Annotated in this window: 16 protein-coding genes; 9 read left to right on the forward strand and 7 right to left on the reverse strand. The window is 64.3% G+C overall.

Features of this window, described 5'->3' with window-relative positions; translation table 11 throughout:
* The first annotated feature begins 51 nt into the window (after positions 1–51).
* A complete protein-coding gene (locus TQ98_RS01305) occupies positions 52–1017 on the forward strand; it encodes an L-carnitine dehydrogenase (protein ID WP_044871149.1) in 966 nt (321 codons plus the stop codon).
* 140 nt (positions 1018–1157) lie between these two features.
* A complete protein-coding gene (locus TQ98_RS01310) occupies positions 1158–1634 on the forward strand; it encodes a thioesterase family protein (protein ID WP_044871150.1) in 477 nt (158 codons plus the stop codon).
* A gap of 14 nt (positions 1635–1648) precedes the next feature.
* On the opposite strand, the gene TQ98_RS01315 is transcribed toward TQ98_RS01310, so the two are convergent.
* Entirely contained in the window at positions 1649–2278 is a 630-nt protein-coding gene (locus TQ98_RS01315) for a response regulator transcription factor (protein WP_044871151.1), read from the reverse strand.
* Between the two features lie 445 nt (positions 2279–2723).
* Here TQ98_RS01315 and TQ98_RS01320 point away from each other — a divergent pair, with 445 nt between their 5' ends.
* Positions 2724–6374: a transporter substrate-binding domain-containing protein gene (locus tag TQ98_RS01320; protein WP_044871317.1), complete on the forward strand. Its 3651-nt coding sequence runs from the start codon at positions 2724–2726 to the stop codon at positions 6372–6374.
* Here the strand turns inward: TQ98_RS01320 and TQ98_RS01325 are convergent.
* Positions 6368–7561 (reverse strand): EAL domain-containing response regulator, encoded by a 1194-nt coding sequence (locus TQ98_RS01325; RefSeq protein ID WP_044871152.1) that lies wholly within the window; start codon positions 7559–7561, stop codon positions 6368–6370. The two genes, TQ98_RS01320 and TQ98_RS01325, sit on opposite strands and share 7 nt — an antisense overlap.
* A gap of 168 nt (positions 7562–7729) precedes the next feature.
* Here TQ98_RS01325 and TQ98_RS01330 point away from each other — a divergent pair, with 168 nt between their 5' ends.
* Positions 7730–8389 (forward strand): response regulator transcription factor, encoded by a 660-nt coding sequence (locus tag TQ98_RS01330; RefSeq protein ID WP_044871153.1) that lies wholly within the window; start codon positions 7730–7732, stop codon positions 8387–8389.
* Between the two features lie 22 nt (positions 8390–8411).
* On the opposite strand, the gene TQ98_RS01335 is transcribed toward TQ98_RS01330, so the two are convergent.
* Both TQ98_RS01335 and gbcA read right to left on the reverse strand, forming a co-directional pair.
* Positions 8412–8732: a hypothetical protein gene (locus TQ98_RS01335; RefSeq protein ID WP_044871154.1), complete on the reverse strand. Its 321-nt coding sequence runs from the start codon at positions 8730–8732 to the stop codon at positions 8412–8414.
* Positions 8733–9457: 725 nt separating this feature from the next.
* Positions 9458–10750 (reverse strand): glycine-betaine demethylase subunit GbcA, encoded by a 1293-nt coding sequence (gene gbcA, locus TQ98_RS01340; RefSeq protein ID WP_044871155.1) that lies wholly within the window; start codon positions 10748–10750, stop codon positions 9458–9460.
* Between the two features lie 363 nt (positions 10751–11113).
* On the opposite strand from gbcA, the gene gbcB reads away from it, so the two are divergent.
* Together gbcB and gstA are read left to right on the forward strand one after the other, a co-directional pair.
* A complete protein-coding gene (gene gbcB / locus TQ98_RS01345; protein ID WP_044871156.1) occupies positions 11114–12208 on the forward strand; it encodes a glycine-betaine demethylase subunit GbcB in 1095 nt (364 codons plus the stop codon).
* Positions 12209–12502: 294 nt separating this feature from the next.
* Positions 12503–13108 (forward strand): glutathione transferase GstA, encoded by a 606-nt coding sequence (gstA, locus tag TQ98_RS01350; RefSeq protein ID WP_044871157.1) that lies wholly within the window; start codon positions 12503–12505, stop codon positions 13106–13108.
* Between the two features lie 49 nt (positions 13109–13157).
* Here the strand turns inward: gstA and fusA are convergent, their stop codons facing one another.
* Positions 13158–15203: an elongation factor G gene (gene fusA, locus TQ98_RS01355; protein WP_044871158.1), complete on the reverse strand. Its 2046-nt coding sequence runs from the start codon at positions 15201–15203 to the stop codon at positions 13158–13160.
* 846 nt (positions 15204–16049) lie between these two features.
* Positions 16050–17090, reverse strand: coding sequence for a low specificity L-threonine aldolase (locus tag TQ98_RS01360; RefSeq protein ID WP_044871159.1), 1041 nt, complete (start codon positions 17088–17090; stop codon positions 16050–16052).
* A gap of 206 nt (positions 17091–17296) precedes the next feature.
* On the opposite strand from TQ98_RS01360, the gene TQ98_RS01365 reads away from it, so the two are divergent.
* Positions 17297–17599, forward strand: a complete 303-nt coding sequence (locus TQ98_RS01365; RefSeq protein ID WP_044871160.1) for a hypothetical protein — start codon at positions 17297–17299, stop codon at positions 17597–17599.
* Positions 17600–17622: 23 nt separating this feature from the next.
* Here the strand turns inward: TQ98_RS01365 and TQ98_RS01370 are convergent, their stop codons facing one another.
* Positions 17623–18039: a thioesterase family protein gene (locus tag TQ98_RS01370; protein WP_044871161.1), complete on the reverse strand. Its 417-nt coding sequence runs from the start codon at positions 18037–18039 to the stop codon at positions 17623–17625.
* Between the two features lie 880 nt (positions 18040–18919).
* Here TQ98_RS01370 and glyA point away from each other — a divergent pair.
* Both glyA and TQ98_RS01380 read left to right on the forward strand, forming a co-directional pair.
* Positions 18920–20173 (forward strand): serine hydroxymethyltransferase, encoded by a 1254-nt coding sequence (gene glyA / locus TQ98_RS01375; protein WP_044871162.1) that lies wholly within the window; start codon positions 18920–18922, stop codon positions 20171–20173.
* 15 nt (positions 20174–20188) lie between these two features.
* A complete protein-coding gene (locus TQ98_RS01380; RefSeq protein ID WP_103102841.1) occupies positions 20189–21439 on the forward strand; it encodes a sarcosine oxidase subunit beta in 1251 nt (416 codons plus the stop codon).
* Positions 21440–21442: the final 3 nt, after the last annotated feature.

The following is a 21442-nucleotide window of genomic DNA, read 5'->3' on the forward strand; positions in this document are numbered from 1 at the left end:
TTGCACGCGGACTTCCCTTGCTCGCCACTCATTCGCCCATCAGGAGCCACCATGACTTTCGTCACCCAGATCAAAACCTTTGCCGCCCTCGGCAGCGGCGTCATCGGCAGCGGCTGGATCGCCCGCGCCCTGGCCCATGGCCTCGATGTGATCGCCTGGGACCCGGCGCCCGGCGCCGAGGCCGCCCTTCGCGCCCGCATCGCCAATGCCTGGCCGGCGCTGCGGAAGCAGGGCCTGGCGCCCGGCGCCGCGCAGGACCGCCTGCGCTTCGTCGACACCATCGAAGAATGCGTTCGCGATGCCGATTTCATCCAGGAAAGCGCGCCGGAGCGCCTGGACCTCAAGCTCGACCTGCACGCGAAAATCAGTGCAGCGGCGCGTCCGAATGTGATCATCGGCTCCAGCACATCGGGTCTGCTGCCCAGCGAGTTCTATGCCGATGCCACGCACCCTGAGCGCTGCGTGGTGGGGCATCCGTTCAACCCGGTGTATCTGCTTCCGCTGGTGGAGGTGGTGGGAGGAGAGAAGACGGCGCCGGAAGCCGTGCAGGCCGCCATCGACATCTACACCGCGCTGGGCATGCGCCCGCTGCACGTGCGCAAGGAGGTCCCGGGTTTCATTGCCGACCGCCTGCTGGAAGCGCTCTGGCGCGAGGCGCTGCACCTGGTCAACGACGGCGTCGCCAGCACGGGCGAGATCGACGACGCCATCCGTTTCGGCGCCGGCCTGCGCTGGTCCTTCATGGGCACCTTCCTCACCTACACGCTGGCGGGGGGCAATGCCGGCATGCGCCACTTCATGGCGCAGTTCGGCCCGGCGTTGCAGCTGCCCTGGACCTACCTGCCAGCCCCGGAACTGACCGAGACGCTGATCGACCGGGTGGTAGAGGGGACGTCCGAGCAGCAAGGCTCGCGCAGCATTGCCGAGCTGGAGCGCTATCGCGATGACTGTCTGCTGGCGGTGCTTGGCGCCATCAAGGACACCAAGGCCCAACATGGGTTTGCCTTCGCCGAATGAAGCGGTGGGCTGAAGCCCACTTTTCGGAGCCTGGGCGGCGTGCCTGAAACGGCCGCCGCTCCAACATTCAACTCGCCGCTCCTATCGGCCGCCTCGCACTTCAGGGAGCGGGCCGGGGAGCGGGCGTGACGGGAGCCCCCATGCCCACAGCCCTGACCACCTACCGCGTCACCATCCCCGCCGAGTGGGTGGACTACAACGGCCACCTGCGGGATGCCTTCTACCTGCTGATCTTCAGTTATGCCACGGACGCGCTGATGGACGAGATTGGCCTGGACGAAGCGGGGCGGGCCGAGACCGGCCACACCCTCTACACCCTGGAGTGCCACTTGAACTACCTGGCGGAAGTGAAGCTGGGGGCGGAAGTGGAAGTGCGGACCCAGATCCTGGGCTTCGACGCGAAGCGGCTGCACATCCACCACAGCCTGCACTACCCGGGCGATACCGCGGAGCTTGCCGCCAGCGAGCAGATGCTGATGAACATCGACAGCGGTGCCGGACGCTCGGCGCCTTTCGTCGAGGCAGTGGCTGAGCGTATCCGGGGCATTTCTGCGGAACAGGCCGGACTGTCGCGTCCGGTCCATGTCGGGCGGGTGATCGCCCTGCCACAGCGCTGAAGGACGACCGCCGATCAGGCGGTCGGCAGCACGTAGCGGCGGGCGAAGTCGATCAGGTCGACCTGGTTGCGAGTCTTCAGTTTGTCCATCAGACGGGATTTATAGGTACTCACCGTCTTGTGGCTGATGAACAGCTGCTTGGCGATTTCCTGGTTGTTCTTGCCATTGGCCAGGTTCTGCAGGACCGCCAGTTCGCGATCAGACAGGCTGTCGAGCAGGTGGCTGTCTCCGCACTCCCCCGGCTGCGGCGCGGCAAGGTGCACGCTGCTGGGGAATAGGCTGTAGCCCGAGAGGACCGAGCGCACTGCGGAAATCAGGCTGACCGCCTGTTCCTGCTTGGACAGATAGCCACAGGCGCCCGCCTGGAGGCAGCGGTTGGCATACAGCGACGCTGGCAGACCGGTGAGGACCAGGCGCTTGATGCCGTGGCTCATGGCGCCCAGGCGGCTCAGCACTTCCAGGCCATCGAGCTTGGGGACGGAAATGTCCAGGATCACCAGATCCGGTTGCAGTGCGCGTGCCAGGCTCAGGCCCTCCACGCCGTTCTCCGTTTCGCCAACGATCTCGTACCCTTCGCGCTCCAGCAGGACGCGGGTGGCGAAGCGAGTTATCGACTGATTGTCAATCAGCAGGATCTTGCTCATCTTTCGTTCTCCGTATTCGCGGTTTCCTTGGCCAAGCGGAACAGGACGTTCCCTCGAACATGCCTTCGGATGGTTCGAGTCGCTTGAAACTGACATCCAATGGGACTTTTCCGAATCACTCGCCGGTGTTGCCTTAGGAGTCGCCCAACGTTAATTGCGTGATCTCCGTCAGAACCGGCTGTTCTGCAATTAGGAAAGGTTCAGAAACCTGAATTGAAACGTCCATGCCCTGCCGTATCGAGTGCCTTGCGCATGTCTACAATGCACCTCGGCAGTCAGCATGAATGCAGGGCTGCGAGTATATTCGCGGTCTTGCTTTCAAGATCTCGTTTGGGAATTTTCCTACATGATTTGTGGGCGCCGAATTTGCCTACGAACCGTGGTCCAGCGCGCTTAGAGTTTTCGCCCCATGCATCTCTCCAAATCGGCCCCGAAGCGCCCCCGCATGACCTCGCAACGGCTGCTTTCCCGCCACGGGTTCAACGCCTGGCTCGCGGTCATTCTGCTGCTGCTCGCCGCCGGCCTGCGGGCCGAAGGGCAGGCGCCGGCGCGTACCTTGTCCAGCCCGCTGGAGGTGGATCACCAAGCGCTCGCCATCAGCGATGAAGACTGGCGCTGGCTACGCGACAAGCGCGAGTTGGTGATGGGCGTTCCGGCACAGGGTGTCGAGCCGCTGGAGATCAACCAGCGCGACGGCAGCTACGAAGGCATCGTCGCCGACGCCACCAAGTTGGTCGGGCAACTGCTGGGCCTGCAGGTCAGATTGCGTCAGTACCCGGACCGACCAGCCTTGCTCGATGCCCTCCTCCGGCGCGAGGTGGATGTCGTGGTCGGGCCTGCGGGAGAAGGCGAGGAGGGTGTCGTTGCCCACAGTCGAGCCATGGTTCGCGATCGCCTGGCGCTGTTTCGCCGCTACAAGGGAGCCAATCCCCTTCCCGCCGACCTGGCCGGGGTGAGGGTTGCCGCACCGGCGGAGTTCACGTCCTTGCTAGCCGAGCGTTACCCGCAGGCCCGCCGGCTGGAGGCGGCATCCATCGACGAGGCGATGGCGATGGTTGCGTTCGGCCAGGCCGACTTGCTCCTGGGGGATTTCCTTGCCGTGTCCTTCCGGATGAATCGCAACTTCAACGGGTTGATCGAGTTCGACCATTTCCCCGAGGCGACGGACACCAGCCTGGGCTTCATCGTGCGGGCCGACGACCAGCGACTGCTGCGTGGGCTCGACGATGCCCTGCGGGCCTCCGGCCAGACCTGGCTGGACGATATCGTGCGGAACTGGGTGGGCAGCGGCCTGATGCCGCTCAGCCAGCCGCTCTCGCTTTCGCCGGAGCAGGCGCAATGGGTGAAGCAGCATCCACAGGTGCGCCTGGTGATCGACGACGATATGGCGCCGGGGGCCTATTTCGACGAAGAGGGTCGCTTCCGTGGCTACTTCGCCGACCTGCTGGACGCGGTGACGGTGCAGACGGGCCTGCGCTTCACGGTCTTCAGCCGCTCGGGCGGTGCCTCCCAGCAGGTCGCGAACCTGCTGCAGGGCGACGCCGACCTGGCGATCCTCAGCCCCGGCCAGGTGCCTGAAGGTCAGCTGCGCTTCTCCCGCGCCATCGCCAACGTTCCCTTCGTGCTGATTGGCGACGCCGGCGTCAGCGCTCCGGCGGACAATGCACAGGCGCTGAGGCTCGCCCTGGCCCGGGAGCATGTGCCCCACGATCAATTGCTTGCGGCCTATCCGGGAAGTCGACTGATCGAGGTGGCGACCTCGCTCGATGCCATGAACCTGGTGAGCAAGGGCGGGGCGGACTATGCGGTCGTCGCCCTGCCCGTGGCCCGCTATTACATCGCCCACCTGTTCGCCGACCGCTTGACGATCTCCGCCCCGGCGAAGGTCGGCAAGGCCACGGTCAATTTTGCCGTGCGCCGTGCCGACGGCGAGCTCCAGTCGATCATCGACCGGGTGCTGGCCAGCCTCCCGCCGGGCGAGCTCAACGCCATCACCAGCCGCTGGCGAGGTACGCCAGGCATGAGCCCGCAGACCTGGCGCGATTACGACAGCCTTATCCAGCGCATCGTCCTTGGCGCCGTCCTGGCGCTGCTGCTGGTGCTGGCCTGGGTGCTCTACCAGCGACGCGAGATTCGTCGGCGGCGGGCGGCGGAGCGCCAGCTCAGCGACGAGCTGCGCTTCATCGAGACCCTCACCGACGGCATGCCGCCACCGCTCTATGTGCGAGATACCGAGGGGCGCCTGCTGTCGTGCAATCGCAGCTACCTGGACAGCGTCGGATTGCCGCTGGACGCGGTGTGCGGGCGCACCGCACTGGAGCTGCCGGCCGGGGTCTTCGAGGCAGCGCCGGATATTCATCGGCTCTACCTCCAGGCCATGACCGAGGGCCGCCTGATCCAGGGCGTGCATGCTGTGCGCCTGGCCAACGGCGAAAGGTGGATCGACCATTGGGTGCAGCCGTTCAAGGATTCCGCCGGCGTGTTGAAGGGCGTGATCTGTGGCTGGCTGGACATCACCGAGCACCGTCGCCTGGTGGAGGAGCTGGAGGCAGCGAAGAACCTCGCGGACGAAGCCAGCCGCGCCAAGACCACCTTCCTGGCGACCATGAGCCACGAAATTCGCACCCCGATGAATGCGGTGATCGGCATCCTCGAACTGGCGCTCAAGCGCACCGGCGAACAGCCCATCGATCGCGCCAGCATCGAAGTTGCGTATGGCTCGGCGCGCAGCTTGCTGGTGCTGATCGGCGACATCCTCGACATCGCCCGTATCGAGTCCGGCCGCCTGAGCCTGGCGCCGCACCGGGCCAACCTGCGGGAGCTGGTGGAGTCGGTGGCGCGGGTGTTCGACGGGCTGGCGCGGCAGAAGCGCCTGAACCTCGAACTGGAGATCGACTCCAGCATCCAGGGCGACGTGCTGGTGGATGGCATGCGCTTCAAGCAGATCCTTTCCAACCTGGTGAGCAATGCGATCAAGTTCACCAGCGCCGGCCGCGTGCGTCTCAGCATTCAGGGCGAGGACTCGGAGCCTGGTGTGCTGCAGGTGAACCTCAGCGTCGAGGACACCGGCGTCGGCATTTCCGCAACGGATCAGGAACGCCTGTTCCGTCCGTTCGCCCAGGTCGAACGTGGTCATCACCAGACCGAGGGCGCGGGCCTGGGGCTGGTGATCAGCCGCTCGCTCTGCGAAATGATGGGCGGGCGCCTGACCCTCGCCAGTACGCCGGGCGAGGGCACGCGGGTTGACGTTGAACTGCGCCTGCAGCGCCTCGATCCGGTGGCCGTAGCGGCCGCTGCGCCGGCGATTTCCGAACGGCCGAAGCGCCGCTTGCGTGTGCTCGTGGTGGATGACCACCCGGTGAACCGGCAGATTCTCGCCCAGCAACTGGGCTTCCTCGGGCATGAGGTGATGAAAGCGGAGAACGGCCTGGATGCGTTGGCCTTGTGGCGGACGCGCCCATTCGATGTGGTCGCCACCGACTGCCACATGCCGCGTATGAGCGGTGCCGAACTCACCCGCGCGATCCGCGACGAGGAGCGAGGCGGGCAGCGTGCGCCGATCCTCATCCTCGGCCTGACCGCCGATGCCCAGCCGGAGGAAGTGGCGCGCGGTCTCCAGTCCGGCATGGACGACTGCCTGATCAAACCCATCGGCCTCGACCTGCTGGAGGAAAAGCTTCGCGGCGCCTCGGGCGGGGAGCTGCCTGTCGAGGTCGATGCGTCACCCGAGGCGATTGCGGTGGGCGCCCAGGCGCTGTTCGATCTCGCACCGCTGGCGCCCCTCACCGGCGGTGACCCCGGCCTGGTCCGCAACCTGGTCAACGAACTGCTGGCGACCAACCGCCGTGACCTGGTCCCCCTTGCCGAGCTGACCGAGCGTGGCGATGCGCAGGGTCTGGCGGAACTCGCCCACCGGCTCAAAGGGGCTGCGCGGGTGATCCGGGCAGAGCCCCTGATCGACGCCTGTGTGCATCTGGAAGAGGTCTGCAAGGCGCCGGAGCCGGACGCGCTGCAGACAGCGGCCGAGGCGCTGCGCAGCGCGATGCTGAGGTTGGAACGGGAACTGACGGCGCAGCTGGCCAGCGATCTTCAGTGAAGGCCGGCGCTCTTGTGCGCCAGCAAGGCACGGAACGCGTTGCGATCCAGCGGGCGGGAGAAGAGGAAACCTTGGGCCACACGGCAGCCGAGCGACAGCAGTCGTTCGCGTTGCTCGGCGGTTTCCACGCCTTCCACGACCAGCGTCATGCCGAGGTCCTCGGCCAGGCTCACGGCGTTGCCGATGATGGCGGCGCTGCGTGGCTGGCTCGTCAGCTTGCGGACGAAGCTGGCATCCAGCTTCACCTGGCTGAAGGGCAATTCGCACAGGCGGTCGAGGGAGGAATAGCCGGCGCCGAAGTCGTCCATCGCCAGTTCGCAGCCCATCAGACGCAGGCGCACCAAGCTCTCCAGGCTGACCGCCGGGGCCTCCAGCACACCCGTTTCGGTGAGCTCGAACGTCAGCCCGGAACCCGGTAGACCGGCCTCTTCAAGGATCTGCCCGATTGCCAGCGCGAGGTCGCCATCGACCAACTGACGGGGCTGGAGGTTGAAGGCCAGGTTCACCTGGCGTCCGCTGCGGGCCAGCTCCTGTTGCAAGGCCAGTCCCTGTCCGAACAGTCGCCAGAACAGGCGATTCAGAAGGCCGTGGGACTCCATGGTTGGCAGGAACCTGGCGGGCGACAGTACACCGAGGCGTGGATGGCGCCAGCGGGCCAGAACCTCGGCGCCCAGCAGGGTTTCGCTTTGGAGGTGGAACTTGGGCTGGAACCAGGCTTCGAACTCGCCCTGTTCCAGGCCGCGCAGGCACTCTTCCGGCGCCTGCGGTGGCGGCGGGATCGGAGGTCTCGGCGCTTCTTCGGGCAGGCTCTTGTGTCGGGCGATCAGCGCGGCCGCGCGCGTCATGTCGAAGGGCTTGCCGAGGTCGCCGAGAAACGCCAGGCCCAGGTAGCGGGTCATGGCGATGGTGGTCTGGCGAAGGTCCTTGTCCACTGCGCTGCTGAGGATCACAGAGCGGACCACGCCGGTCTGGCTGGCGTGGCGGAGGAAGGTCAGGCCATCCATGCCGGCCATCCGCAGGTCGCAGAGCACGATGTCCACACCGCCAGTGGCTTCGAGCAGGTCCAGGGCCTCGGCGCCGTCCACTGCCGCATGGATGCGTTCCAGGCCCAGTTCGCGCAACGCCGTGACGGCGACCAGGCGTTGGAAGGGTTCGTCTTCCAGTACCAGAATGCTGATGTTCTTCATCGGGCAACGCTCGGCAGCGGGTGGTGGGGCGGCCACGTTACTGGGGGTGGGAAGTGCCAGCTAGGCGACACTTCCTGATAGCCTGTAGGAAATTTCACCAGCAATGGCTACGGTCCACAGGCCGTCGCCCTGCACAGGGAAGAGCGGGCCGATAGCCCAGAGGTGGCAATGAAAAGTGCGCTGATAGTCGACGATCATCCGGTCATCCGCATGGCCGTCCGCATGTTGCTGGAACGCAATGGCATGGACGTCGTGGGCGAAGCCGACAACGGCGTGGACGCCCTGCAGCTGGTGCGCCAGTACGAGCCGGATATCGTCATCCTGGATATAGGCATTCCCCGCCTCGACGGTCTCAACGTCATCACGCGCATCCGCTCCCTGGGGCTGGACAGCGACGTGCTGGTCCTCACTTCCCAGTCGGCGGACAGCTTTTCCCAGCGCTGTTTCCAGGCCGGCGCCAAGGGCTTCGTCAGCAAGGAAGAGGACTTGCAGAACCTGGTGACCGCGATCAACGCGATCAAGGCTGGCTTCACCGTCTTCCCCACCAATGTCCTCAATGTCGGCCGCGCTCCGGCGCTTAGCGAGGCGGAGATGGTCGGCCGGTTGTCCAACCAGGAGCTGATGGTGCTGCAGTACCTGGCTTCGGGGCTGTCCAACAAGGAAATCGGCGAAAAGATGCTGCTCAGCAACAAGACCGTGAGCACCTACAAGAGCCGTATCCAGCAGAAGCTCAACCTGGCGTCGTTGCTGGAGCTGGCGGAGTTCGCCCGGCGCAACAACCTGGGCATGGGCCAGGCCGGCGAGGCGCCGCCTTCGGAGCCGGCCTGAGACCGGCTCCGAAGGCTTCGCACTAGTTGTATTCGACGGTGACGATGCCGGCCTTCACCGATCCGTTCTGTGCGTAGGACACCGGCGTGAAGCTGACCGAGCGGGTATCGGCGATACCCGCACAAGTGCCATTGCGCGAAGGGACGGCGCCGGCCCGGAGCGGACTTTGGCCCCGCTCGCGCCCCGCATGCTGATACCACTGCGCGTTGGGCACGTTGCAGGCGCCGACGACGATCTCGCCGGTAAAGCGGATGACGGCGCTGAAGGTGTTCGACTCACTGGCTCGAACACCCGATGAAGCGAGAACCAGACCAATCACAGCTGCAATCTTCTTGATTTTCATCTTCCGCACTCCTTGGTGGCCTACGTCGAATCGATGACATCCGTCCCTGCAGTCGGCACGACATTCCCGGGCTCGCCCCTCGTGCATTCGGCTGGGATATGCGTCCCCGATCCGTTGGTTGCTGGGATTTCAAGGTTGATATCACTTTGATGTCCATAGGCTATCACTACAAAAATGCATGCCATTAAAGTGATGGCACTTTGGTGTGATATCAGAGAGACGCCTCGTTCATTCGCAGGGGTAAAGAAGAGAATTCCTCGACCTTTTCCGAGAATCGTCTTCGCCAGTAGGAAATTTCTTCTATGTCTGAGGACAAAGACCGGACTCACCTGTAAGTGAAGAAGGAATTTTCTCGGGAGATTGGGTGCGCTTTCTGAAAGCAATGTAGGACTTATCCTTCCTTTTTTTGCGGAGCGAAATGAGCTGATCGGGGGTGCGCAAGGGTTGGGCTACGTCTGAATCGAACGTGGCCTGGCGCGCGCTGCAACCTGGGCGTGGATGCGCGGGTGAAGACGGAAAGCCCGGCGGTTCACTGCCCGCGCCGGGCATTTCGAGGGCAAAAAAAAGCTCCCGTCAGGGCCGACATCCTGACGGGAGCGAGGGTGGTCCGAAGGGACCTCAGTGTGAGCGTTGGTACCAGGCGCCGAGCAGGCTCGACGCCAGGCCGTAGATCGTCAGCAGGATTGCGAAGCCCAGGCACAGGGACATGGCTTCGACTTCCCGCCTTACTCGGCGCCGACCTGGCGCAGCTTGGTGGCCGGGGTGTCGCCGAGGTTGTTCAGCACGCGCTCGCTGTACCAGTCGAGGAAGTTGATCACGCCGAACTCGTAGGTCTTGGAGTACGGGCCGGGCTGGTAGGCGGTGGAGTTGATGCCGCGCTGGTTCTCTTCGGCCAGGCGACGGTCCTGATCGTTGGTGGCATCCCAGACCTCGCGCAGACGGGCGACGTCGTAGTCCTCGCCTTCCACGGCATCCTTGTGCACCAGCCACTTGGTGGTGACCATGGTTTCCTGGGCGCTGATGGGCCACACGGTGAAGACGATCATGTGATCGCCCATGCAGTGGTTCCAGGCGTGGGGCAGGTGAAGGATGCGCATGGAGCCCAGGTCAGGGTTCTTGATGCGACCCATGAGTTTCTTGCAGCCTTGCTTGCCGTCCATGGTCATGGACACGGTGCCGTCGAGCAGCGGCATGCGCACGATGCGGTTGCGCAGGCCGAAGCTGGCGTGGGCGTAGGGGATCTTCTCCTCGTCCCAGGCCTTGGTGCAGGCGGCGACCTGGTCCTTGAACGCCTGGCTGGCGCGCGGGTCGGTGACGTCGTCCCATTCCAGCAGGGTCTTCAGCAGTTCCGGGTGCGAACCGTTGCAGTGGTAGCACTCGCGGTTGTTCTCGATCACCAACTTCCAGTTGGCCTTTTCCATCAAGGTGGTCTGCACGGCCACCTTGGTGTTCTCCATGTCGTACGGCTCCATGTAATGGGCCAGGGTGGAGAGGAAGTCGTCGATAGCTGGCGGGTTTTCCGACAGGTTGATGAAGATGTAGCCGCCGGCGCTCTTCACGTGCACGGGCTTGAGGTTGTAGTCCTTGAGGTCGAAGTCGGCGCCCATCTCGGTGCCGGCGAACAGCAGGCGGCCGTCCAGTTCGTAGGTCCACTGGTGGTAGGGGCAGACCAGCTTGGCGACCTTGCCCTTGTCGCTGACGCACAGGCGCGAGCCACGGTGGCGGCAGACGTTGTGGAAGGCGTGGATCTGACCTTCGGCGCCACGAATGACGATGATCGGGTTATCGCCGATCTGCAGGGTCAGGTAGTTGCCCTTGGCGGGGATCTCGCAGGTCATGCCGGCGATCAGCCACTCCTTGTGGAAGATCTCCTGCATGTCGATCTGGAACAGGCGCTCGTCGCTGTAGAACGGCTGCGGCAGGGAGAAGGTATGGTCGCGTTCGCGAAGCATTTCGGCCGTGGCCTTGCGTGCGGGTTCAAGCGGATCGCCCAGGCTCAGGGTGGAAGTGACGTCCATCGGTAACTCCTCAATGGCTGGTCGCGATGGCGACCGCCGCAATTAAGTGGCTGGTTCGGTTGTCACGCAAGGCGGCGTGACCTGCCCTCGTTGCTCGCCTGCCGACTGGCTGCCCTGCTGCGGGGTCGAGGGTTGTTCGCTCGGAAGCCTTGTGGTTCGGCTGGAATTCAGTGTGCTGGCGCTGGCAGGTACGACCTTGCCTATGGGCGACATGGGAACATCCGTTTCCGACGCGGGAGCCCCTGTGGTTGCTGGCAGGTCGCGATGAGCATGTGAATGTCGCAGACAGGTAAGTGGGCCGTTTTTGCGTTATTCACAATCCGTTTCACTAGGCCGATATCCGGCCATGCGCGGAGCAGCGTCATGACCAATAACTTCCTCAATCCCATCACGACCCAGACCTGGACCAACGGCCGTCATATGGTTCGCTGCGTCAAGGCGATCCAGGAAACCTGGGACGTGCGCACCTTCTGTTTCATGGCTGACCAGCCCATGGTGTTCTTCTTCAAGCCCGGGCAGTTCGTGACCCTGGAGCTGGAGATCGACGGCCAGCCGATCATGCGTTCCTACACCATCTCCAGCTCGCCTTCGGTGCCCTACAGCTTCTCGCTGACCATCAAGCGCGTGCCGGGCGGCAAGGTGTCCAACTGGCTGCACGACAACCTGAAAGAAGGCGATGTGATTCCGGTGCACGGCCCGGTGGGCCTGTTCAATGCCATCGACTTCCCGGCGGACAAGGTGCTGTTCCTGTCCGGCGGCGTCGGCATTACCCCGGTGATGTCCATGGCGCGCTGGTTCTTCGATACCAATGGCGCGGTGGACATGATCTTCGTTCACAGCGCGCGCACGCCGAAGGACATCATCTATCACCGCGAACTGCGCCACATGGCCTCGCGCATCGAGAACTTCAAGCTGCACCTGATCTGCGAGAAGTATGAGATCGGCGAGACCTGGTCCGGCTACCGGGGCTACCTGAGCCGCGCGATGCTCGACCTGATCGCCTCCGACTTCATGGACCGGGAAATCTTCTGCTGTGGTCCCACCCCGTACATGTCGGCGGTCAAGCGCCTGCTGGAAGCCGCCGGCTTCGACATGAAGCGTTACCACGAAGAAGCCTTCGGGCCGACCCCGCCGGAAATCCGCGAAGAGGTGAAGGAACACGCCGCCGAGGCCGCAGCCGAAGTGCCGGCTGGCGCCATGAACCTGGTGGAGTTCACCGGGACCGGCAAGAGCATCCGCGTTGCCCCCGGCGAGACCGTGCACTCGGCTGCCGCCAAGCTCGGGCTGCATATTCCCAAGGCCTGCGGCATGGGCATCTGCGGCACCTGCAAGGTGATGAAGACTGCCGGTGATGTGGACATGGAACACAACGGCGGCATCACCGACGAAGACGTCGCCGAAGGCTACATCCTCTCCTGCTGCAGCATTCCCAAGGGCGACGTGGCCATCGATTACTGATGGTTTTCTGAGCATCTCCCGCGAGCCCGCGCCCTGCGCGGGCTCGCGCCATCTGTCCACAGCTTGTGGGCACAGCGGTGCACAGTTGCTGTGTGCAAGTCGCTGAAATCGCTGGAAAAACCACCAATCCTCGGCGTCCCTTGCCGTTTGCGGGCGGGCGTCAGGCATGAACAGCTTTTCCACAGGCTGGTCCACTGTTCGTGGGGGCAACCCCCACTATGCTTGTTCAGATGATTCTTCCGCCGGCGCAACGCCTGCGTCGGTTATCTGCGAACAGCCAGAGGACCCAGCGCGATGAAACTCTTCTATTCCCCCGGAGCCTGTTCCCTCGCCGTGCATATCGTGCTGCGCGAGATCGGCAAACCCTTCAGTCTGGAAAAAGTCGATCTGGCCGCACACAAGACGGCGGGCGGCGAGGACTATTACCGCAACAATCCGAAGGGCTACGTGCCCCTGCTGCAACTGGACAATGGACAATCGCTGACCGAAGGGCCGGTGATCTGCCAGTACCTGTGCGACCAGGCGGGCCGCACCGACCTGATGCCCGCCGCCGGTTCGCTGCTGCGTTACCGGGTGATGGAGTGGCAGGCGTTCATCAACAGCGAGCTGCACAAGAGCTTCGGTGCGCTGTTCAACCCGACGCTGGACGACAAGGCCAAGGCGACCTATTCCGGCATGGCCCACCGGCGCCTGCAGTGGATATCCGAGCAATTGCGCGGGCGCCAGTACCTGACCGGTGACGACTTCACGGCTGCCGATGCCTACCTCTTCACCGTGGCCAACTGGGCGGGCTTTGTGAACATGGATATTTCCGACTGTCCGGAAGTCCAGGCCTTCCAGGGCCGCGTGGCCACTCGTCCGGCCGTGCAGGAGGCGTTGAAGGCGGAGGGGTTGGTCTGATCGAGCAGAGGAATCACCTCGATCCCGCGCGGGCGATCCCCCTGCGGACTCAATCCTCCTCCTGCACCGCCTTGTAGGCCCCGGCAAGCTTCTGCTGAACATCCTGGGGCGCGGCGCTGTAGTGGCTGAGGACCATGTTGAAGGCCCCGTGGCCGGCGGTGATCGCCTTGAGCCGGCCGGCATAGCCGTCCAGCTCGGCCAGGGGCACCTGGCCGTGGATCAGCGCCAGGCCCTGGGACAGGGACTCGGTGCCGGTGACCTGGCCACGGCGGCCGATGAGGTCGGTGGTGATGTCCCCCAGGTTCGCTTCCGGCGTACTGACTTCGATTTCGACCACGGGCTCCAGCACCACCTCGCCGGCTGCGCGCAGGGCGTCGAGCATGGCCTTGCGCCCGGCGGCCTGGAAGGCGATGTCCTTGGAGTCCACCGGGTGGTGCTTGCCGTCGTAGACGGTGACCTTCACGTCCTCCACCGGCAGCCCGGCCAGGGGCCCGCAGGCGAGCACCGAGCGGACGCCCTTTTCCACCGAGGGGATGAACTGAGAGGGGATCACGCCGCCCTTCACCTCATCGGCGAAGGCGAAGCCAGAGCCCCTGGGCAGCGGTTCGATGCGCAGGAACACCTCGCCGAACTGGCCGGCGCCCCCGGTCTGTTTCTTGTGCCGGCTGTGGCCTTCGGACGGACGGGTGATGGCTTCGCGATAGGGCACCCTGGGCGGGCGGGTTTCCACTTCCAGCTTGTAGGTGCCGGTGATGCGATCCAGCAGGTAGCGCAGGTGCAGCTCGCCCATGCCGCGCAGCACGGTTTCCTGGGTGGAGGCCTGGTAATCCAGCTTCACGCAGGGGTCTTCGGCCTGGAGCCGGTTCAGCACTTCGGCGATGCGCTGCTCGTCGCCCCGGCGCTTGGCCTCGATCGCCAGGCCCTGCATGGGGGCGGGGAAATCCAGGGGTTTGAGGTGGATCTCGTCCTCGTCATGGGAGTCGTGCAACACCGAGTCGAACTCCACTTCGTCCACCTTGGTCAGTGCGCCGAAGTCGCCTGGAATCAGCCGTGTCACCTCTTCATGACGCTTGCCCTGCAGGCGTAGCAGGTGGCCGATCTTGAAGGGCTTGCGGCCTTCGCCGACGAACAACTGCATGTCCCGCACCAGGGTGCCCTGGTGTACGCGGAAGATGCTGAGTTTGCCCACGAAGGGGTCGATCACCACCTTGAATACGTGGGCCAGGACGTGTTGCTGCGGGTCAGGCCGGGAGCGGAAGGTCTTCGCGTCCGCTCCCTCGCCCTTGAGAAAGAGGGGCGGATTCCCCTCGGTGGGATTGGGAGCCAGGCGTGCCAGGATATCCAGCAGCTCTGCCACGCCGGCGCCGGTGCGCGCGGAGGTGAAGCACAGCGGGATCAGGTGCCCCTCACGCAGGGCCCGCTCGAAGGGCTCGTGCAGCTCGGCGGGGGCGATCTCGCCCTGTTCCAGGTAGCGCGCCATCAGTTCCTCATCGACTTCCACCACCTGGTCCACCAGGGCCTGGTGGGCCTCGGCCACCGAGGAGAAGTCAGCCGCGCCGTCGGGTTCGAAGAAGCAGTCCACCACGCGGCTGGCGTTGTCCGCTGGCAGGTTGAGCGGCAGCACTTCCTTGCCGAAGGCTTCCCGCAGGCTGGCGAGCAGGGCAGGGAGGTCCACCCGCTCGGCGTCGATCTTGTTCACCACCAGCATGCGGCACAGCCCGCGTTCGGCCGCCAGCGCCATCATCCGTCGGGTGTTGAGCTCGATGCCGTTCTGGGCGTTGACCACCACCAGCGCGGTCTCCACCGCCGCCAGTGCAGCAATGGATTGGCCGATGAAGTCCGGGTAGCCGGGGGTGTCGATCAGGTTCAGCTCGGCACCGGCGTAGCTGCAGTGGGCCAGGGCCGAGGCCAGCGAGTGGCGGTACTCACGCTCCAGTGGGTCGAAGTCGCAGACCGTGTCGCCGCGCTCCAGGCTGCCGGCGTTGGGAATCGCGCCGCTGCGATGCAGCAGGGCTTCGGTCAGGCTGGTCTTGCCGCTGTCGCCTTGGCCGACCAGGGCGACCGTTCGAATGGCTTCCACCGAGTAGTTCGCCATGAGCACCTCCGCAGGCTGGGTGTTTCCAGTATAGGCAGGCGCCCCGCGCCTGCCCCGGATGCCCGGTTCCTGCTGCAACCTGTTGATACTGCTCGAAAAATGAACGCATTCCGGCAGCCCGCGCCAAATGGGGCCTGGGAAGGAGTCTGTACAGCTTGTCCACAGAAGACTCCACCGGCTTTGTGGGTAAAGGCGCGGTTTTCCACTGTCTGATCCCGGGTTCAGGCGGGGTAACGGGGCTTAAACGGCACTAGAACGGCAATTGATCATCAGGCTATACAGCCCGTGTCTAGTGGCGTTGACCTGTTTTTCAACGGCTTTTCCACAGGGATGTGCACGGATTTTGTGCGCAAATTTTTGGCGAGAGACTTCTCTTGTGCGTGAAATTGGCTGCAGGCCAGGAATTACGGGGCTTGAGCTATACAGGCGCGTCAACAGGTTTTGCACAGGGTTATCCACACTTTCTGGGGGTAAGCCTGAGGTGTGCTTGGGGTGGTCAATAAGTGATCAGATGCCTGTATCGCGCGTGGTACAAGGCGTGCAGGAGGTTTTCCACAGCTTGTGTACCTTTCGCTACACAGAATTTGTGTGAAGAATTGGCAAGTTGTTGAAATAGATCAGGAAATATCCAGCAGGCGGAAGGCCACGGCTGACGCGGGGTGCAGCCATGGCTCTACAGATTGTCCACAGCTTGATCCACGGAAAACGGGGGTAAGGCGGGGAATTGGGGAAGAAATGCCAGTGCGTAGGGTGGATGTCGCTTTTCACATCCACCATCGTCACCCGGCCTACCGCCGATGGTGGGTCGGTGAAGCGTGACCCACCCTACAGGGGATTGCGCTTGTATCAGGCCCCCATCGCCGCGCGGATATCCACCGCCAGCTCGCGAACGCGGTCCATCTCGGTATCCCAGGAGCACATGAAGCGGGCGCCGCCGGCACCGATGAAGGTGTAGAAGCGCCAGCCCTTGGCGCGCAGGTATTCCAGCGCCGCCTCGGACATTTGCAGGAACACGCCGTTGGCTTCCACCGGGAACATCAGGCTGACGCCCGGCACATCGGCCACCAGCTCCGCCAGCAGGCGTGCGCACGCGTTGGCGTGGTTGCCGTAGTGCAGCCAGGCGTCGTCTTGCAGCAGGCCCACCCAGGGGGCGGCGAGGAAGCGCATCTTCGAGGCCAGCTGGCCGGCCTGCTTGCAGCGGTAGTCGAAGTCTTCGGCCAGGTCGCGGTTGAAGAAGAGGATCGCTTCGCCCACGGCCATGCCGTTCTTGGTACCGCCGAAGCAGAGCACGTCCACGCCGGCTTTCCAGGTCAGTTCCGCGGGCGAGCAGCCGAGGAACGCGCAGGCGTTGGAAAAGCGCGCGCCGTCCATGTGCAGGTTCAGGCCCAGCTCCTTGCACACCTGGCTGATGGCGCGGACTTCATCCGGACGGTAGACGGTGCCCACTTCGGTGGCCTGGGTGAGGGTGACGACCCGCGGCTTGGGGTAGTGAATGTCCTGGCGCTTCAGGGCGATCTCGCGGATCGCCTCGGGCGTCAGCTTGCCATCGGCGGTCTTGGCCAGCAGCAGCTTGGAGCCGTTGGAGAAGAACTCGGGCGCGCCGCATTCGTCGGTCTCGACGTGGGCGGTCTCGGAGCAGATCACGCTGTGGTAGCTCTGGCACAGGGAGGCCAGGGCCAGGGAGTTGGCGGCGGTGCCGTTGAAGGCGAAGAAGACTTCGCAGTCGGTCTCGAACAACTGGCGGAAGTGGTCGGAGGCGCGGGCCGTCCACTGGTCCTCGCCGTAGGCGCGCTCATGGCCGCGATTGGCCTCGGCCATTGCGGCCCAGGCTTCCGGGCAGATGCCGGAATAGTTGTCGCTGGCGAATTGCTGGGTCTGATCGGTCATGTACTGGTCCTTCTGTCCATTCACCTGCAGTCACAGGCGTATCGGGCCTAACTTTACGCCAGGTTTGGGTCGCAGGTTTCGTTCCTGGCGACATCCTTTTCTGCCAGCGGCGCCTGGTCATCCCGATTGAACTCCGGACACTGGCGGCGTCTCACATTCATGGAGCGCGCTCTGCCGCGTGTTCCGCTCCGAAGGGAGGTACCGACATGCGTTGCAAGACCCTGATCGCCCTTTTCGTCTCCATGCTGATCGGCCTGCCGGCCATCGGCGCCGACTGGCCCGCTGGTGAGCGCGAGAAGTTCATGCAGGATTGCCAATCCAGCGGCCAGGCCACCGTTGCCCCCGACAAGCTGCAGCGTTATTGCGGCTGCGCGGCGGACAAGATCAGTAATGAGTTCAGCCGGGAAGAGCTGGACCGGCTGAAGGGCCAGAAGACGCCGCTGCCCGAAGAGACCCAGGCGCGTCTGGTGAAAGTGTCCCAGTCCTGCCTGAGCCAGCTGAACGGCTGATCCTCTCCGCGTCGCTCCGGAAGCTACGGGGCCTGCCAGGCGGCGGCGCGCTCGCGGATATCGACGGGAAAGGCGCGGGCCCGGCGGGCCAGGGTGTCCAGGTGCACGCCCACCAGGGTGGTGACGGCGGCGATTTCGCCGGTCTCGTCATTGCGCATCTCATGACGGAAGCGAATGGACTTGTCCTTGATTTCCAGCACCTGGGAATGGATGGACACCACGTCACCTGCGTGCAACTCGCGGCGGTATTCGATCTGCTGCTCCACCGCCGCCATGCCGGCGTTCTCGTCGCGCAGACGCGATGGCGCAAGGCCCAGCAGAGTGAAGAGCTGCCAGGTGGCCTCGTCGAACTTGCCGACGTACCACATCACGTTCATGTGGCCCATGTGATCGCAATGCCAGGGGTAGACAGCGCCACGGTAGGTCAGGGTTTCGCTCATGTCAGGTTGCCTCGTATCGGCTGCGATCCACCGGCGCCTGGGATGACGAAGGGGCAGGGCGCGCTTCGCGTCCATGACCGCTCGACAGTGCCGGGTTCCAGATTGGTCAATATTTGAACGGGGCTTTTATATCAGCGATGAAACCCAGGTGCGGCGCGGGTTACAAAATTTAATCGTGCGTTTAATTTTCAGCGCTGCTCCGCCGATTTGTATGTTTTTTGATCGGTTCCTGCAGGCCCCGAGTCACCGGCGCCCCAGGCGAGCGCCCACACCTTATCCACAGTCCATTGCACAGATTCTGGGGGCAGCTTCGTCGGCAACGCCCTGAATTGGCTCAGAAAATGAGCGATCGAAGGGAGGCGGTGGCCGGCGCGGGGTAGGGGGCATTGGCTCATGCGCGGCGAAGACCTGGTCGCTTTTCTGTAGGGGGAATTCATTCGCCAGGCACGACCGCACTCAGTCATCGCGATTGAAGTCGCACCCACGGATGGCGCCGATGCGACAGAGCGACTGTCGTTTTTGGGTGGCGGCAAGTGAGGCGGCGGTTGAAAACCGGTTCTGTCGTTTTATCGATTTCGCGGCGTGGCGGCGGGTCTGCACCGCTGGCCTGCTCGCACCTGTCCCAACCCCCTTGGCCTGCGTCGTCCAGGCCTCTTTCCCGGCGCGGTGCCGGATGCAGTGGTGAGGGCACAGAAAAGAAGAGGTGCCTCCGTTCACCCATGGGTCAGTTTGGGCATTTACACGTCGCAAACAGGCAAACGGGGCGTCGGGCTATTTCGCACAATCGGCTCCAACAGGCAGGTACCGGCAGTCTTCCAGCGGTCGGTGCGGGGCCCCCAAAACAACAGATACGACAGCGGGTTGTCGCAGGAGATCATCGATGTTCAGCAAGCAAGACCAGATCCAGGGTTATGACGACGAACTGTTCAGTGCGATGCAGGAAGAAGAGCGCCGTCAGGAAGACCACATCGAGCTGATCGCCTCGGAAAACTACACCAGCAAGCGCGTGATGGAAGCCCAGGGCAGCGGCCTGACCAACAAGTACGCCGAAGGCTATCCGGGCAAGCGCTACTACGGTGGCTGCGAGTTCGTCGACAAGGTCGAGCAACTGGCCATCGACCGCGCCAAGCAGCTGTTCGGCGCCGACTACGCCAACGTCCAGCCGCACTCCGGCTCCCAGGCCAACAGCGCCGTCTACCTGGCCCTGCTGCAGGCCGGCGACACCATCCTCGGCATGAGCCTGGCCCACGGCGGCCACCTGACCCACGGTGCCAAGGTCTCCTCCTCCGGCAAGCTGTACAACGCCGTGCAGTACGGCCTGGACACCGCCACCGGCCTGATCGATTACGACGAGGTCGAGCGCCTGGCCGTCGAGCACAAGCCGAAGATGATCGTTGCCGGCTTCTCCGCCTACTCCAAGACCCTCGACTTCCCGCGCTTCCGCGCCATCGCTGACAAAGTGGGTGCGCTGCTGTTCGTCGACATGGCCCACGTCGCCGGCCTGGTGGCCGCTGGCCTGTACCCGAACCCGCTGCCCTACGCCGACGTGGTCACCACCACCACCCACAAGACCCTGCGCGGTCCGCGTGGCGGCCTGATCCTGGCCAAGTCCAACGAAGAGATCGAGAAGAAGCTGAACGCCGCGGTCTTCCCCGGCGCCCAGGGCGGCCCGCTGATGCACGTGATCGCCGCCAAGGCGGTGTGCTTCAAGGAAGCGCTGGAACCCGGCTTCAAGGACTACCAGGCCCAGGTGATCAAGAACGCCCAGGCCATGGCCGGCGTGTTCATCAAGCGCGGCTACGACGTGGTTTCCGGCGGCACCGACAACCACCTGTTCCTGGTCAGCCTGATCAAGCAGGGCAAGACCGGTAAAGAGGCGGACGCCGCCCTCGGCCGCGCCGGCATCACCGTGAACAAGAACGCCGTACCGAACGACCCGCAGTCGCCCTTCGTGACCTCCGGCGTGCGCATCGGCACCCCGGCCATCACCAGCCGTGGCTTCAAGGAAGAACAGTCCACCGAACTCGCCGGCTGGATCTGCGACATCCTCGACCACCTCGGCGATGCCGACGTCGAAGCCCAGGTGGCCAAACAGGTCGCCGGCCTCTGCGCCGACTTCCCCGTCTACCGCTAATCCAGGAGTCTCGGCATGCAACGTTATTCCGGCTTCGGTCTGTTCAAGCACTCCCTGAGCCACCACGAAAACTGGCAACGCATGTGGCGCAACCCGACGCCGAAGCCGGTCTATGACGTGATCATCGTCGGCGGTGGCGGCCACGGTCTGGCCACCGCCTACTACCTGGCCAAGGAGTTCGGCGTGAAGAACGTCGCGGTGGTGGAGAAGGGCTGGCTGGGCGGCGGTAACACCGCGCGCAACACCACCATCGTCCGCTCCAACTACCTGTGGGACGAAGCGGCGCAGCTGTACGAGCACGCCATGAAGCTGTGGGAAGGCCTGTCCCAGGACCTGAACTACAACGTCATGTTCTCCCAGCGCGGCGTCTACAACCTGTGCCACACCCTGCAAGACATGCGTGACTCGGCTCGCCGGGTCAATGCCAACCGCCTGAACGGCGTCGACGGCGAACTGCTGGACGCCCGCCAGGTGGCCGAGGAGATTCCGTTCCTCGACTGCAGCAAGAACACCCGCTACCCGATCATGGGTTCCACCGTGCAGCGTCGTGGGGGCGTGGCCCGCCACGATGCCGTAGCCTGGGGCTACGCCCGTGCCGCCGACGCCCTTGGCGTCGACCTGCTGCAGAACACCGAAGTCATCGGTTTCCGCAAGCAGGATGGCGCGGTGATCGGTGTCGAAACCAACCGTGGTTTCATCGGCGCCAAGCGCGTCGGCGTGGTCACCGCCGGTAACTCCGGGCACATGGCCAAGCAGGCCGGCTTCCGCCTGCCGCTGGAATCCCACCCGCTGCAGGCGCTGGTTTCCGAGCCGATCAAGCCGATCATCCACAGCGTGATCATGTCCAACGCCGTGCATGGCTACATCAGCCAGTCCGACAAGGGCGACCTGGTCATCGGCGCCGGCATCGACGGCTACAACGGCTACGGCCAGCGCGGTTCCTACGGGACCATCGAGCACACCCTGCAGGCGATCGTGGAGATGTTCCCGATCCTTTCCCGCGTGCGCATGAACCGTCAGTGGGGCGGCATCGTGGATACCACCCCGGACGCCTGCCCGATCATCTCCAAGACCCCGGTGAAGAACCTGTTCTTCAACTGCGGCTGGGGTACCGGTGGCTTCAAGGCCACTCCGGGCTCGGGCCACGTCTTCGCGGCGAGCCTGGCGCGCGGCGAGATGCATCCGCTGGCCAAGCCTTTCTCCATCGACCGTTTCCATACCGGCGCGCTGATCGACGAGCACGGCGCCGCTGCCGTGGCTCACTAAGGA

The organism is Pseudomonas sp. LFM046 (genome assembly GCF_000949385.2).
GTDB lineage: Bacteria > Pseudomonadota > Gammaproteobacteria > Pseudomonadales > Pseudomonadaceae > Metapseudomonas.